The sequence below is a fragment of the Pseudomonas sp. GW456-12-1-14-TSB6 genome, from assembly GCF_059424205.1.
In genome coordinates this window covers 21,602-35,726 of sequence record NZ_JBWKZE010000008.1, presented here as the reverse complement: position 1 = coordinate 35,726, position 14,125 = coordinate 21,602, and the positions used below count along the sequence as shown (strand labels likewise).

Here is a 14,125-nt window from a genome sequence, read left to right as displayed (position 1 = left end):
GTCTGCCGCAAAGTCCCCTCCACCTTTCCATTGATCTGCCACAGACCCACGACTAACGGACCATGGATAATGGCGTTGTAGTGGCGTTTAATGCAGTCACAACAATGAGAACAAGCGTGGGGTAACAAAATGACGAGAGATGGATCTCTGGTTGCGGCTCTGCCTGCACCAGTTGTTTTGCCGAAGAATCGCTGGCTGACGCCGACCCTGCAAAGCATCGCCCTGATGCTGTTGCTGGCCGGAATGAGCCTGGGCGAATGGCCGTTGTACGTCGGCATGCCGCTGGCGGTACTGATCGTCTGGCTGCCGCGCCTGCGTTCCCGGCCGGTCCCTGATGCGCAACCGGTCGACAGCAGCAACGCGATGTCCGAGCTGACTCGCGACCTTTCCTACACCACCAGTCATAACGCGCTGTCAGCCGCCGGCGTGGCATTTTCCGTCAAGGAATTGGCCGGCAAGCTGCAATCGCAACTCGACGCCGCCGCGCAGATAGTCAACAACGCTCAAGTCATGATCGCCACTGAGCAGGCCACTTCGCAGCTCAGCCGTGAAGCCTTGGGCGCTGCCAGCGAAGCCCATCACAGCAGCGCGGCGGGGCGCACCGAGCTGGTGGATTCCATTTCGCGCATGCATCAGCTCAGCCAGCGTGCCAATGCCAGCCGCGAACTGATCGAAGCCTTGAGCCAGCGCAGTGACGACATTCAGCGCGTGACGTTGGTGATTCAATCCATCGCCAGCCAGACCAACCTTCTGGCATTGAACGCCGCCATCGAAGCGGCCCGGGCCGGCGAGCACGGTCGTGGATTTGCAGTGGTCGCGGACGAGGTACGCGGCTTGGCGGCGCGTACCGCGACGGCCACTGGCGAAGTGGGCGAGATGGTCGCCGACATCCAGCAACGCACGGCGCAGGTGGTGGAACAGATTCGGCAGCTCTCCGACGATTTGCACATGGGTGTCGAGCAAGTCGAACACACCGGTCAGCACCTGGCAAACATTGCGCGACTGGCGGCCGGGGTGGAAACCCAGGTTGGCGAAATCGCCCGAGGCGCGGAAACCAATCGTGAACAGCTCGACAGTCTGTTCACCGCCATCGAACAGATGCGCAGCGATCTTGCGATCAGCGACCAACAGACCCGGCGTCTGGCCGAGGCCGCAGTGCAGATGGAAGGACAGGCAGAAACCATCAGCGAACGTCTGGCAGAAGTCGGGCTGGATGACTATCACCAGCGTATCTACGATCTTGCCCGTGAAGGGGCCAGTCAGATTGCCGCGCGGTTCGAGGCCGATGTCGAGCAGGGACGCATCAGTCTTGAGGACCTGTTCGACCGTCAGTATCAGCCGATTCCAGACACCCAGCCCGCCAAGTTCCAGACTCGTTTTGATCGCTACACCGATCAGGTGCTGCCGGCCATCCAGGAACCGTTACTGCCGCGCCACGAAGGACTGGTGTTCGCCATCGCTTGCACGCAGCAGGGTTACGTGCCGACCCACAATCAGGTGTTCAGCCAGCCACTGACCGGGGATGTGCAGGTCGATACCGTGAACAATCGCACCAAACGCAAATTCGCCGACCGCACCGGCATCCGCTGCGGCAGCCATCAGCAACCGGTGCTGTTGCAGACCTACACCCGCGATACCGGCGAGCTGATGCACGACCTGTCGGTGCCGATCATGGTCAAGGGCCGGCATTGGGGCGGGTTGCGTCTGGGCTATAAACCGGAGAAGCCGCGCTGAGCCATTGTTGCCGGAACTGCAATTAAGCTGTGCAGCGGAGTTGCTGTTTCCTCTTGATCCAAATCATTAACATGCCCACATAGTTAGGTTGCTAATGAAATTGGGAGGTCAACATGCAATGCAGAGTCGATGTCGCGGTGATGATCGGCACCGGTGTACCCGCCGGTCTGCGCGCGATGGGGCAAAGTGTCTGCTGGGTGGTGCTGCTCAATGGCGAACGCCGGGGCACTGCGTTTGCAAGTCGTAACGAGGCGGAAGAGTGCAGGGCTGCATGGCTTGCGCAATTGAGCGCTGAAACCGGTGACAGCCTGCACTGATCAAGATTACTTGCCCCGGTGCAGGCGCACATTCAGCTCATCGACCATGATGGCTTCCTCGCCATCGGCCCGCAGCCACTCCTTGAGCATTTGCGCCTGTTGTGGGCTCCAGAAGTCGGCGTCGATCAGCTTGGTATCGGCATCCAGCGGATGGGCTTCGATGAAGTCGTCGATCGCCGTTTCCTCCGAAGGCAGCCCTAATTGATCGAACAGGGTTGTCAGGTTGTAGGCAGGCAGTTCCATGGTGTGCTCCTTGAAAGATGGCGGGGTCGATCTCTCTTTATCTGAGGTGCTCGCTGGCCAGGAGTTCGATCCGGGATTCAAGTGAACGGGCGAGGGCGCAAGCGGCGTTGTGATTCTCACGGAAACCTCTGACAAGCCCCGTCGACTTTTCCCTGATATGGAAAAAGCCGTTGCCCGCCGGGATTACCTGAAACAACGGTGCCTGACCGCAAGACTCGATTGCAGGAACAGTCTCGAAGGCTGGAGTGTTCAAGGCAAAGGCGGGTTCGTGAGTCACGGCAAAATGCGTCATAGTGCACATATGAAGTCCTTTTCATGGTTTGGCCCGCATTTACAGGGTGTTGCGGGTAGTCGCGAACAGCATCGCTGCTCTAGAATCGCCAACACCTGTTGACGGCATGGCCCTATCTAAAGCAATTTTTTGCGTGCGATATGTCGGAAAAGTGCTTTTGTTGGTGAGTTTTTTCCCTAAAGTTCGTAGTCAGTTTTTTCCTGGCCGGCCGTGACGCGTTTTCCTTCAACATTTGGAGAACGTCTTTGCAGGTTTCGCGAGTGGCATTCCAGTAGTCTTGTGCAACTCGCGTTGAATGAGCACTTCGCTCCCTCAGGCGTATATTCGAGTCATCGCGCAACACCTTCGGCCCGGCCGACTTTTTTTGCTGTGCGCGCTTTCGCGTATGGCACTCTTTTCAAGTGTGGGGATGTTTCTTTGGCAGTCAGTAACCTCGATATGCATGCTTTGTTCGTGCTGGGTGATTTGCGGGCAAAGCTGGTCAAGCAGTTTCAATCGCGTTTTGTTTACATCACCGAGCAAAACGCCGAAGGCATTTACGTTGCCGAGATCGACACCGAAAGCGCATTGGTGGTCGATGACAAACCTGGCCTCAAGCTCAAGGTCGGCGATCATTTCAGCGCGTCGGTACTGCCCAGCCGTGAAGGCGGCAAGATGGACATCCGCTTTCGCGAAATCAAAATGACCGTGTACGGTCTGGGCGACTACGCGTTCGTCACCACGGCCGATGGCCACGCCATCGTGTTCAAGGAAGGCCACAGCGTGGTTACCGTGTTCGCCGCCAATGAACAACTGCAGGAAGGCCTGACCAAAACCTTGAAAGCCGTCACCGCCAAAGCCGCCAAGTGGCGCAAGGGCGAACTGGTGACGTTCAAGGCCAGCGAGTGAGCCGCGCCGATTTCCATTTGCAGAACCTCGACAGCGCCCGCGAGGAAGCACGTCGGTTGTTCACGGCAAAGGCTGAATTGAAGGGTGCCTGGCTGGGTTGGGTCGCCTCGCAAATCTACGCCTTGCAGCCTGCGGAATACGCCAGCATGGTCAGACGCGAGCTGAAGAGCCTGCAGGAAATGTCTGAAAAGTAGCCTCGTGCGTGTCATGCCCCTGAAAAAGCAGGAACCTCGTCTACAGTCAGTTGACTGAGTATTCAGAGGCTTGCGGTCTTCTGTCAGGCCATCCTGCTATTGCTGTGAACGGCACGAGGTGCAAAAGCATGAACGGATTTCGACGGTTGCTGGCTGCTGGGTTGACCACATTCGGCCTGATGACGGTGGTGCCTCCGGTGAGCGCGGCACAGGCGCCGATTCACTTTGCCGATCTGAACTGGGAAAGCGGCAGCCTGATCACCGACGTCCTGCGGATCATTGTCGAGAAGGGCTATGGCCTGCCGACCGATACCTTGCCGGGCACCACCATCACCCTTGAGACTGCGCTGGCCAACAATGACATTCAGGTCATCGGCGAAGAGTGGGCCGGGCGCAGTCCGGTATGGGTCAAGGCCGAGGCCGAAGGCAAGGTCGCCAGCCTGGGCGATACGGTCAAGGGTGCCACTGAAGGCTGGTGGGTGCCGGAGTACGTGATCAAGGGCGACCCGGCCAAGGGCATCAAACCCTTGGCGCCGGATCTGCGCAGTGTCAGCGATCTGAAGAGGTACAAGGACGTGTTCAAGGATCCGGAAACCCCGAGCAAGGGCCGGTTCCTCAACAGCCCGATCGGTTGGACGTCGGAGGTGGTGAACAAGCAGAAGCTCACGGCTTATGGCTTGCAGAATGACTTCACCAATTTCCGTAGTGGCTCCGGTGCTGCGCTGGATGCCGAGATCAGTTCATCGATCCGCCGCGGCAAGCCGGTGCTGTTCTATTACTGGTCGCCGACACCGTTGCTCGGCAAGTTCAAGCTGATCCAACTGGAAGAGCCGCCGTTCGATGCCGAGGCCTGGAAGACCCTGACCGACGCCGACAACCCCAATCCGAAACCGACCCGGTCACTGGCCTCGAAGCTGTCGATCGGGGTGTCCACGCCGTTCCAGAAGCAGTATCCGCAGATCGCCGAGTTCTTCAGCAAGGTCGACTTTCCGATTGATGATCTGAACAAGGCGCTGGCCGAGATGAGTGAAAAACACACGCCACCTCGTGATGCGGCGACAGCGTTCATGAAAGCGCATCCGGATGTGTGGCAGGCGTGGCTGCCGAAGGATGTGGCAGATAAGGTTTCAGCTGATTTGAAATAGAGGTCGTACCGATGGGCGTCATCGCGGGCAAGCCCGCTCTCACAGGTTTTTCGGTGTGCTCTGAGCGTTGAAAACACATCGATTCCTGTGGGAGCGGGCTTGCCCGCGAAGCTTTTAGAAGCGGGTTTGCACAGCCAGCTCAAAGGTGCGCGGTGTGCCGAGGTAATACGCCGGCGATACATGGGCGAACTCGGCATACACCTCATTCGTCAGGTTGCGCACCCGTCCGGTCACAGTTGTGTGCGAGTCCACCTTGTAGCTGAGAAAGCTGCCAAACAACGTGTACGACGGCACGGTCATGGTGTTGGCCGTGTCGGCGAACACCGACGCCACGTACCGTGCATCGACCCCGCCTTGCCATTGCGGCGAGAAATCGTAGGTCAGCCACAGATTGCCGACCCGGTCCGGCACGTTGGTCGGTGTATTGCCCTTGCGCGAAACCACCACACCGGCGGCGTTCTTCTCGTTGAACTCATCGTATTGCGCATCGACCCAGGCGAAGTTGCCTTCGGCCAGCAACTTGTCGGTGATCCGCAGCGAGCTGGCAATCTCGATGCCCTTCGAAGTCTGCTGGCCGACCGGAATGCTGCTGGTCGGGTCCAGTGGATCCGTCACTGCGAAGTCCTTGCGCTCGATGGTGTAGGCGGCCACCGTCGCCGAACCGCGCCCGTTCAGGTAGTCGAACTTGCTGCCGATTTCCCATTGTTTGCCGGTCGAGACGTCGAAGTCCTGGGTGCCACTGGGTTGCTCGGCGGCGGTGCTGTATTGCACGTACACATTGGCTGACGGTATGAACTGGTATGTCATGCCGACACGCCCTGTGACCGGTTCCCAACTGCGCTTCAAATGACGCGGGTTGCTCGCGGTCACCGTGCGATGGTTGGTCACGTCGAGGTCGATGTCGTCATAGCGCAGACCGGTTAACAGCGAGAGCTTGTCGGTCAGTGCCAGGCGGTTTTCGCCGAACAGCGCTTTGGTCGTGACTTCGTTGGTCTTGTCGCTGACGAAACCCGGCATCGTTCCGGGGATGTCATAGAAATGCCCCGGTCGGTAGTTGTTCGGGTCCACCGCGCTGGCGCCTTTGACGTTTAGCGGCGAGTTGGTGGTCTGGTTGACCTTGTACTCGAAGCCGCCGGACCAGGTGGTGTCGAGGCCGAACAGGGTGTTGTCGTGGCGCAGTTCGAATTGGTTGCCGTTCTGCTCGCCCTGGTGTCGCACCTGATACGCAGTGGAGCGGTTCACCGCGCTGTTGTCGGCGTTGTATTGATAGGTTTCCAGGTTGCGGTAATCGCGCTGGCTGTCGAGGTGATAGAGGGTGTTGCGCAGGGTGGTGCTGTCATTGATCCGGTAATCGATGATCGAGCGCACCCAGATCGTCCGCTGCTCGTAGCGGCCGTCCTCGACGTTGTAGTTGTTGAAGCGGTTGTGCTTGTCGATCTTCAACTCGCCGGCCTTGGGGCTGAGCACCGGCGTGCCCCAGTACGGGCTGTCCTCGTGTTCGTCCTGATATTCCAGGGCCAGGGTGTGCGAAAGGTTTAGCGTCAGGTCACTGAGCAACGAGAACGCCACGCTCCAGGCATCGCGTTCCTGGCGGTCAATGTAGCCGTTGCTGGTGTTGTGGCTGACGTCGAGACGCGCGTAGTGCTGCACGTCGGCGCCGGGGTCGGTCAGCGCGTGATTGAGGCCGAACGCGGTTTCGGTGGTGTCGTAGGTGCCATAGCTGACCCGGCCTTCGATGGCTTGCTCGTCGCGGGTGGCCAGTTTGGTCACGTAGTTCAGCGAACCACCGACCGAGCCGGCGCCGTTGATCAACGATGACGGGCCGCCGACCAGTTCCACCCGATCATAAATCCATGAATCCACGGGGCGCGCCAGCCCGCCGGAAACGTTGACGCCGTTGAACATCTGGGTGATCTGGCTGCTGGTGAAACCGCGATAGGAGACGAATCCGCCAAAGCCCGGCGGTGCACTGGCGTTCACACCCGGCAAGGTGTTGGCCGCGTCCTGAAAGTTTTGCGAACCGCGACGTTCGATGTCACTGCGGTTGGCAATGGCCACCGAGGCCGGGGTGTCACGCACGCTGAGGCCGAGGCGCGAGGCCATGCCGCTGGACTGGTCGAGGCTCAGGCCGGGTTCGGCGCCGGACTCGCCGTCAATAGTGATCGGCGCCAGATCCACGGTGGATTGCGCCCAGACGTTGACGGACAGGCAGCCGCACAGGCTCGCCAGCAAGGTAAGTTGTTTCATTGATTGAATCCTGAATGCTTGTTCTCGGAGTCAGCGCACAGGCGAACGCCGCGCGTTGGCGCAGTGGGCTGACAGATCAAAAAGGCAAGGGCACTCAGGCGAGCGGCGGGGCGCGGGGATTGGCCGAAGGCCAGATAAAGCGGGCAGGAAGGTCGGCACTGACGATGGCCGGCAGCGGCGGGCTGTGTTGTTCCGGCAGAATCGCCAGGGTCAGGCTGGAGTTGAACGCCGGGCCCATGCCTCCGGTGGAGCAGAGCGGACAGCCGAAGGCTTTGGCCAGGGTCGGCAGTTTTTCTTCGGCGGGATTTGAGGCGAGCGGCGCCTGGGTGCTCGGGTCGACGGCACAGAACTGGCCGCCGATACCGTTGAGCTGCATACCGACCATTTGTCCGTGACCGATGCTGCAGGCGAACACGTTGAACAGGACGCAGCAATAGAGCATCCAGGCCAGCAGTGAGCGATCGGTACGGGTGAATTTCATGGGGCGGCACTTTACCGCACCGCCGATCGGTCGTGCACATGGAAAAATGCCGACTAGGATGTTTTGTTCAAATCCCTTTCAAGGATTCTCGACCATGACCTTTGTGTTGGCTCAATGGCTGGTGACGATATTCGCGGTGATCAGCCTGATGCATGTGTATTGGGCGATGGGTGGGCAGTGGGCGGCCGTTGCGGTGGTGCCGCAGGTTCCGGTGGATAACGGTGGGCTGACCCTCAGGCCTGCGTTCAAGCCGTCAGGCTGGATCACGCTGGTGGTGGCGGCAGCTCTGCTACTGATTGCCGCACTGGTGTGCATGCGAGTGGGGTGGTGGCTGCCCGCCGTGCATCACTGGGCGCTGCAATGGGTGATCAGCGCGATTGCGCTGTTGATGTTTGCGCGGGCGATCGGCGATTCGGAGCTGGTGGGTTTTTTCAAGGAAGTGAAGGGATCGCGGTTTGCCCGGCTCGACACTTGGGTTTACTCGCCGCTGTGTCTGATATTGGGAGCCGGGCTGTTGGCTGTCGCCTGGATCTAGCTGCCGGTTTCAGTACGCCGGCTGCTGACCTCGGCCGGTACGTCATCCCCGGCCATGCGCTTGCGGAACAATGCCGCCCGCGCCAGCAGCAGGGTGGTCACTGGCACGGTGATCGACAGCAGAATCGGGATCAGCCATGCGTGCAGCACCGGCCCGTACTTGAGTGCGGAAAAACAGATGATCGAGGCCAGCGCCACGCACCACGCGCCGAGGGTCGAGGCCAGCGCCGGCGGGTGCATGCGCTGGAAGTAATCCTTCATCCGCAGCAGGCCGGTCGCACCGATCAGGGCGAAAACACCGCTGAGCACCAGCAGAATCGCCACCGGGATTTCCACCCACAAAGACAGTTCAGCGTTCATTCGATCACCTCGCCACGCAGGAGGAATTTCGCCAGGGCAAACGAGCCGACGAAGCCGAACAGCGCGATCAGCAGCGCCGCTTCGAAGTAGGTGTCACTGGCATAACGAATCCCCAGGGTCAGCATCATCAGCATGGCGACGATGTACAGGTAATCCAGCGCCAGTACCCGGTCCTGCGCCGACGGGCCTTTGAACAGGCGCACCAGCGTGAGGACCATGGCCAGGGAAAACAGGAACAGCGTCAGCAGAATCGCGTTCGACAGCAGCGGGCTCATTCGAAAATCTCCATCAACGGCCGCTCGTAAGTGACCTTGAAGTGCTGGATGAACTGCGCCTCGTCATCCAGATCCCAGACGTGCAGCAACAGAATGCTGCGATCCAGCGCCAGTTCCGACCAGACTGTGCCGGGAATAACCGTGGTGATCATCGACAATGCTGCCAGGCCGTTGGCGTCGCGCAGGTCCAGCGGCACCTTGATGAAGCGTGAACGAGGCGGGCGGCGACCGGCGTTGAGCACGCCCCAGGCCACCTGCAGGTTCGAGACGATCACGTCACGCCCGACCAGCAGAAACAATCGCAGGATCGTGCCCGGGCGGCGGATGTGAATCCGCTGCGGGCGCAATTTGCGCATCATCAGCGGGGCGCAGAAACCGAGTACGGCACCCAGCAGCAGGTTGCCCGGGCTGACCGACAGGTTCAGTACCAGCCACAGCAACCACAGCGCAAGCGACAACCACGGAGCCGGAAACAGACGCTTCATGGTTGCACCTCCAGCAGCGCAGCCTTGGCTTCCGGGCTCGGCACGGCGCGGGTGCCGAGTACCGCCATTACGTATTGCTGCGGATTGTTCAGGGCATCGGCCGCTGCCTGGGTGTAACGCAGCAGTGGTTCAGCCTTGAAGGTCAGCGCGATGCTCAGGCCGAGCAGCAGGAAAATCGGTGTGCATTCCAGTTTGCGCAGCAGCGGCGACGGTCGCTCCTCGGGCGACCAGAAGCGCTGGATCCCCAGGCGCGAGAACGCCATCAGCGAGCCGAGGCCTGTAAGAATCAGCAAGGCCAGTAAGCCCCAGGCGGCATTCGAGATCGGTTCGCCTGCGCCGAGGCCCAGTGGATTGAGCAGGGCGCCGATCAGGTTCAGCTTGCCGATGAAGCCGGACAGCGGCGGCATGCCGATAATCAGCAGCGCGCAGGCAATGAAGCTCAGACCGAGGAACGCCATGGTCCATGGGATCACCTGACCGACCACCGCTTTCTGATCGTCGTCGAGGTTGATGCCCTTGACCGGTCGTTGCCATTCCTGCGGACGCGGCAGCAGTTCGTTCTCGTCCTCCAGCGGCACTTCGATGGCGGTGCGCGAACGTTCGATCAATTCGGCCAGCAGGAACAGCGCACTCAGCGCCAGGGTCGAGCTGACCAAATAGAACAGCGCGGCGCCGATCAGGTTTGGCTGGGCGAAACCCACGGCCGACAGCAGAATCCCTGCCGATACCAGAATGCTCAGGCTGGCCATGCGTTCCAGGCGTTGCGCGGCAATGATCGCCACGCCCGCGCCGGCCATGGTCGCCATGCCGCCGTAGATCAACCAATCGCCGCCAAAATACGCCGAAGCGCCGGCCTGGCCGGAGAACAGCAGCGTCCACAGGCGCAGCAAGGTGTAGACACCGACCTTGGTCATGATCGCGAACATCGCCGCGACTGGCGCGCTGGCCGACGAGTAGGCCGGCACCAGCCAGAAGTTCAGCGGCCACATGCCGGCCTTGGCCAGGAACGCCACGGCCAGAATTCCCGCGCCGGCGTGCAGCAGGCCACGGTCGGCTTCCGGCACCAGCGGGATCTTCAGGGCCAGATCCGCCATGTTCAACGTGCCGGTCACGCCGTAGATCAACGCCGCGCCGATCAGGAACAGCGACGACGCCAGCAGGTTGATCGAGATGTAATGCAGCCCCGACGACACTCGGGCCCGGCCCGAGCCGTGGAGCAGCAAACCGTAGGACGCGGCCAGCAATACCTCGAAGAACACGAACAGGTTGAACAGGTCTGCGGTCAGGAACGCGCCGTACAGCCCCATCAACTGAATCTGGAACAGCGCGTGGAAGCTCGACCCGGCGCCGTCCCAGCGGGCCATGGCGAACAGCAGGGCGCTGACGCCAATGATTCCGGTCAGCACCAGCATCAATGCCGACAGACGATCGACCACCAGCACGATGCCGAACGGCACCTGCCAGTTGCCCGGCAGATAAACCCCAATCGAACCGGGCACGCCGGTGGTCTGGGTCCATTGCAGCAGCATCACCGAAATGCCGAGGCCGAGGAGGCTGGAGAACAGGTTGATTTTCGCCTTCAGCGGACGGTGCTTTTCGCCGAGCATCAGCATGATGGCGGCAGTCAGCAGCGGCAGCAGAATCGGTGCGGCGATCAGGTGAGTCATCGCCGTCATTCCTTGGGCTCCCTTCCGTCAACGTGGTCGGTGCCGGTCAGGCCCCGTGAGGCCAGCAACACCACCAGGAACAATGCGGTCATGGCGAAGCTGATGACGATGGCCGTCAGCACCAGCGCTTGGGGCAGCGGGTCGGTGTAATTGAGCAGGTCCTGCGGCACGCCGTCCTTGATGATCGGCTCCTTGCCGATGAACAGGCTGCCCATGCTGAAGATGAACAGATTGACGCCGTAGGACAGCAGGCACAGGCCCATCACCACCTGGAACGTCCGTGGTCGCAGGATCAGCCAGACCCCGGACGCGGCGAGCACGCCGATGGCGATTGCGATGACTTCTTCCATCAGACGGCTCCTTTGGCGGCAGCGGTTTTATGGCCCCGGACTGATTGGTGGGCGAGGGCGGTGAGGATCAGCAAGGTCGAGCCGACCACCACGGCGTAGACGCCGATATCGAAGAACAGCGCGCTGGCGATATGGATATCACCCAGCAGCGGCAAGCTGAAATGCCAGGTGTGGGTGGTGAGGAATGGATACCCGACCGCCATCGCCCCAAGCCCGGTGACGGTGGCGAACAGCAGGCCGGTGCCCATCCAGCGCAGTGGGCGCAGGCTCATTTGCGCCTCGACCCACTGGGTGCCGGCGACCATGTATTGCAGGATGAACGCCACCGACATCACCAGGCCGGCGACGAAACCGCCACCCGGCTGGTTGTGCCCGCGCATGAACAGATAGAACGACACCACCAGCGCAATCGGCAGCAGCAGGCGCACCAGCACCGCCGGCACCATCATGAAACCGAGCGCGGTGTCGCTGGCCGAGCGCGGGTTGACCAGATCGGTGACCACGTCGGGGGCGAGCAGGCGCTGTTGGGCCGGCAGTTGCAGGCTTTCTTTCGGCGGGCGGAAGCGACGCAGCAGGGCGAACACGGTCAGTGCCACGGCGGCGAGCACTGTGATCTCACCAAGGGTGTCGAAACCACGGAAATCCACCAGCATCACGTTGACCACGTTGCTGCCGCCGCCCTCGGGCAGGGCGCGACTCAGATAGAACGAGGAAATGTCGTTCGGCGTCTGCCGGGTCAGCATCGCGTAGGACAGCAGCGCCATGCCGCCACCAACGGCAATCGACAGCAGCAAGTCGCGCAGACGTCGAACCCGCGCCTTGCGCAGGCTGCTTGGCAGCGGCGAAACCTCTTCGATCCGCCGTGGCAGCCAGCGCAGGCCAAGCAGGATCAGCACGGTGGTCACCACTTCGACTACCAGTTGCGTCAGGGCCAGATCCGGTGCCGAGAACCAGACGAAGGTCACGCAGGTCATCAGGCCGCAGACACTGACCATGGTCAGTGCGGCGAGACGGTGATACTTGGCCTGCCACGCAGCACCCAGGGCGCAGGCGATTGCCAGCAGCCACAGGGTCACGAACACGATCGAGCCCGGAATCTTCGGCCGGTCGCCCCAGCTCAGGCTGCTGTGCAGCATCGGGATCAGCCCGGCCAGCACCGCCGCCAGGACCATCAGGAACAATTGCGCTTGCAGGCGCTTTGTGCCGATTCGTCGCTCCAGGCGTCGAGCCAGGCGCATCATCGCCACCAGACTGCGCTCGAACATTCGCTTGCCGTTGAGGCGGCCCGCCAGCGGCGGATACTTGAAGCGGCCGCGCTTGAGTTGGTTGCGCAGTAGCAGATACAGCACGATGCCGCCGGACATGGCGATCAAACTCATGATCATCGGTGCATTGAGGCCGTGCCAGATCGCCAGGCTGTATTCCGGCAGCACGCCGCCCACCACCGGCAAGGCGGCAGCGGCGAGCAACGGGCCGACCACCTGGGCCGGGAAAATCCCCACCAGCAGGCAGGTGAACACCAGCAGTTCCACCGGTGCACGCATCCAGCGCGGCGGTTCGTGCGGGGTGTGCGGCAGGTCGGTGGCGGTCGGACCGAAAAACACGTCGACGGTGAATCTCAGTGAGTAGGCAACACTGAACATCCCGGCAATGGTCGCGACGATCGGCAGGCTGGTTTCAACCCAGGCGGTGGCGTTGATGAACACGGTTTCGGCGAAGAACATCTCCTTGGACAGGAAGCCGTTGAGCAGCGGCACGCCGGCCATGGACGCACTGGCGACCATCGCCAGGGTGGCGGTGAATGGAATCAGTTTGAACAGGCCGTTGAGCTTGCGGATGTCGCGGGTGCCACTTTCGTGGTCGATGATCCCGGCGGCCATGAACAGCGAAGCCTTGAAGGTCGCGTGGTTGAGAATGTGGAACACCGCCGCCACAGCGGCCAGCGGACTGTTCAAACCCAGCAGCAGCGTGATCAGGCCGAGGTGGCTGATGGTCGAGTAGGCCAGCAGCCCTTTGAGATCGTTCTGAAACATCGCGCAGTACGCGCCGAGCAACAGCGTAGCAGCGCCGGCGCCGCTGACGATGTAGAACCATTCTTCGCTGCCGGACAGCGATGGCCACAGACGGGCCAGCAGGAAAACCCCGGCCTTGACCATGGTCGCCGAATGCAGATACGCCGAAACCGGTGTGGGTGCCGCCATCGCGTGGGGCAGCCAGAAGTGGAAGGGGAACTGGGCGCTTTTGCTGAGGGCGCCGATAAGAATGAGGGGAAGCAGGATGGGGTAGAGGGCATGTGCGCGAATCAGATCGCCGGCGGCCAGGACCTTGTCCAGGTCATAGCTGCCGACCACATGGCCGAGGATCATGACCCCCGCCAGCAAGCACAATCCTCCCGCGCCAGTCACCAACAACGCCATGTAAGCACCACGGCGGGCGTCGTGACGGTGGTGCCAGTAGCCGATCAACAGGAACGAGAAAAGGCTGGTCAGCTCCCAGAAGAATACGATCTGGATCAGGTTGCCGGAGATCACCAGCCCGAGCATGGCGCCCATGAACGCCAGAAAGAACGCGAAGAAACGCGGCACCGGATCGTCCGGCGACATGTAATAACGGGCATATAAGGAGACGAGAGTGCCGATGCCCAGCACCAGCATCGAGAACAGCCAGGCGAAGCCATCCATGCGCAGGACGAAGTTCAGGCCCAGGCTGGGCAGCCAGGTGAATTCTTCGCGGATCACGCCGCCGTGGGCGATCTGCGGATACAGCATCGCGACCGAGACAGTGCCGATCAGTGCGACCAGACCTGCCAGCAGGGATTCGGCGTTACGTGCGTTGTGCGGCAGCACGGCTGCCAGACAGCTGCCCAGAAAAGGCAGAAGCAGTAGAACTATCAGGGACATAGGCTTCTAATCT

At 61.2% G+C, this 14,125-nt stretch carries 16 protein-coding genes; 6 read left to right on the top strand and 10 right to left on the bottom strand.

The window, feature by feature from the left end; genetic code table 11:
- The first annotated feature begins 129 nt into the window (after positions 1 to 129).
- A complete protein-coding gene (locus AC07Y2_RS09445) occupies positions 130 to 1,734 on the top strand; it encodes a methyl-accepting chemotaxis protein (RefSeq protein ID WP_103385993.1) in 1,605 nt (534 codons plus the stop codon).
- A 113-nt stretch (positions 1,735 to 1,847) separates the two neighbouring features.
- Positions 1,848 to 2,051 carry a hypothetical protein gene (locus AC07Y2_RS09440; protein WP_074688708.1) on the top strand — a complete coding sequence of 68 codons (204 nt, stop codon included), beginning with the start codon at positions 1,848 to 1,850 and terminating at the stop codon, positions 2,049 to 2,051.
- 6 nt (positions 2,052 to 2,057) lie between these two features.
- Here the strand turns inward: AC07Y2_RS09440 and AC07Y2_RS09435 are convergent, their stop codons facing one another.
- Both AC07Y2_RS09435 and AC07Y2_RS09430 read right to left on the bottom strand, forming a co-directional pair.
- Positions 2,058 to 2,294: a DUF2789 family protein gene (locus AC07Y2_RS09435; RefSeq protein ID WP_039767041.1), complete on the bottom strand. Its 237-nt coding sequence runs from the start codon at positions 2,292 to 2,294 to the stop codon at positions 2,058 to 2,060.
- Between the two features lie 37 nt (positions 2,295 to 2,331).
- Complete coding sequence (locus AC07Y2_RS09430; protein WP_074688706.1) at positions 2,332 to 2,595, bottom strand: hypothetical protein; 264 nt, start codon at positions 2,593 to 2,595, stop codon at positions 2,332 to 2,334.
- 408 nt (positions 2,596 to 3,003) lie between these two features.
- On the opposite strand from AC07Y2_RS09430, the gene AC07Y2_RS09425 reads away from it, so the two are divergent.
- From AC07Y2_RS09425 to AC07Y2_RS09415, 3 genes are all read left to right on the top strand, one after another.
- Positions 3,004 to 3,474 (top strand): hypothetical protein, encoded by a 471-nt coding sequence (locus AC07Y2_RS09425; protein ID WP_103385994.1) that lies wholly within the window; start codon positions 3,004 to 3,006, stop codon positions 3,472 to 3,474.
- Entirely contained in the window at positions 3,471 to 3,668 is a 198-nt protein-coding gene (locus tag AC07Y2_RS09420) for a hypothetical protein (RefSeq protein ID WP_039767035.1), read from the top strand. Before AC07Y2_RS09425 ends, AC07Y2_RS09420 begins: the two co-directional genes overlap by 4 nt.
- A gap of 128 nt (positions 3,669 to 3,796) precedes the next feature.
- Complete coding sequence (locus AC07Y2_RS09415) at positions 3,797 to 4,813, top strand: ABC transporter substrate-binding protein (protein ID WP_103385995.1); 1,017 nt, start codon at positions 3,797 to 3,799, stop codon at positions 4,811 to 4,813.
- 114 nt (positions 4,814 to 4,927) lie between these two features.
- On the opposite strand, the gene AC07Y2_RS09410 is transcribed toward AC07Y2_RS09415, so the two are convergent.
- Positions 4,928 to 7,060, bottom strand: a complete 2,133-nt coding sequence (locus AC07Y2_RS09410) for a TonB-dependent receptor (RefSeq protein ID WP_103385996.1) — start codon at positions 7,058 to 7,060, stop codon at positions 4,928 to 4,930.
- A 94-nt stretch (positions 7,061 to 7,154) separates the two neighbouring features.
- Positions 7,155 to 7,541: a DUF2946 domain-containing protein gene (locus AC07Y2_RS09405; RefSeq protein WP_011334690.1), complete on the bottom strand. Its 387-nt coding sequence runs from the start codon at positions 7,539 to 7,541 to the stop codon at positions 7,155 to 7,157.
- A gap of 94 nt (positions 7,542 to 7,635) precedes the next feature.
- Between AC07Y2_RS09405 and AC07Y2_RS09400 the strand changes: the two genes are divergently transcribed.
- Positions 7,636 to 8,076, top strand: a complete 441-nt coding sequence (locus AC07Y2_RS09400) for a DUF3995 domain-containing protein (protein ID WP_007950535.1) — start codon at positions 7,636 to 7,638, stop codon at positions 8,074 to 8,076.
- Here the strand turns inward: AC07Y2_RS09400 and AC07Y2_RS09395 are convergent.
- Genes AC07Y2_RS09395 through AC07Y2_RS09370 form a run of 6 tightly spaced genes read right to left on the bottom strand, consistent with a single transcriptional unit; the run spans position 8,073 to position 14,112 of the window.
- Complete coding sequence (locus tag AC07Y2_RS09395; RefSeq protein ID WP_103385997.1) at positions 8,073 to 8,435, bottom strand: Na+/H+ antiporter subunit G; 363 nt, start codon at positions 8,433 to 8,435, stop codon at positions 8,073 to 8,075. The two genes, AC07Y2_RS09400 and AC07Y2_RS09395, sit on opposite strands and share 4 nt — an antisense overlap.
- Positions 8,432 to 8,710 (bottom strand): K+/H+ antiporter subunit F, encoded by a 279-nt coding sequence (locus tag AC07Y2_RS09390; RefSeq protein WP_011334688.1) that lies wholly within the window; start codon positions 8,708 to 8,710, stop codon positions 8,432 to 8,434. Before AC07Y2_RS09390 ends, AC07Y2_RS09395 begins: the two co-directional genes overlap by 4 nt.
- A complete protein-coding gene (locus tag AC07Y2_RS09385; protein ID WP_039767025.1) occupies positions 8,707 to 9,195 on the bottom strand; it encodes a Na+/H+ antiporter subunit E in 489 nt (162 codons plus the stop codon). Before AC07Y2_RS09385 ends, AC07Y2_RS09390 begins: the two co-directional genes overlap by 4 nt.
- Positions 9,192 to 10,871: a monovalent cation/H+ antiporter subunit D gene (locus tag AC07Y2_RS09380; RefSeq protein ID WP_039767023.1), complete on the bottom strand. Its 1,680-nt coding sequence runs from the start codon at positions 10,869 to 10,871 to the stop codon at positions 9,192 to 9,194. The genes AC07Y2_RS09385 and AC07Y2_RS09380 overlap by 4 nt, the downstream gene beginning before the upstream one ends.
- Positions 10,868 to 11,212, bottom strand: a complete 345-nt coding sequence (locus AC07Y2_RS09375) for a Na+/H+ antiporter subunit C (protein ID WP_003192163.1) — start codon at positions 11,210 to 11,212, stop codon at positions 10,868 to 10,870. The genes AC07Y2_RS09380 and AC07Y2_RS09375 overlap by 4 nt, the downstream gene beginning before the upstream one ends.
- Entirely contained in the window at positions 11,212 to 14,112 is a 2,901-nt protein-coding gene (locus AC07Y2_RS09370) for a monovalent cation/H+ antiporter subunit A (RefSeq protein ID WP_103385998.1), read from the bottom strand. Before AC07Y2_RS09370 ends, AC07Y2_RS09375 begins: the two co-directional genes overlap by 1 nt.
- Positions 14,113 to 14,125: the final 13 nt, after the last annotated feature.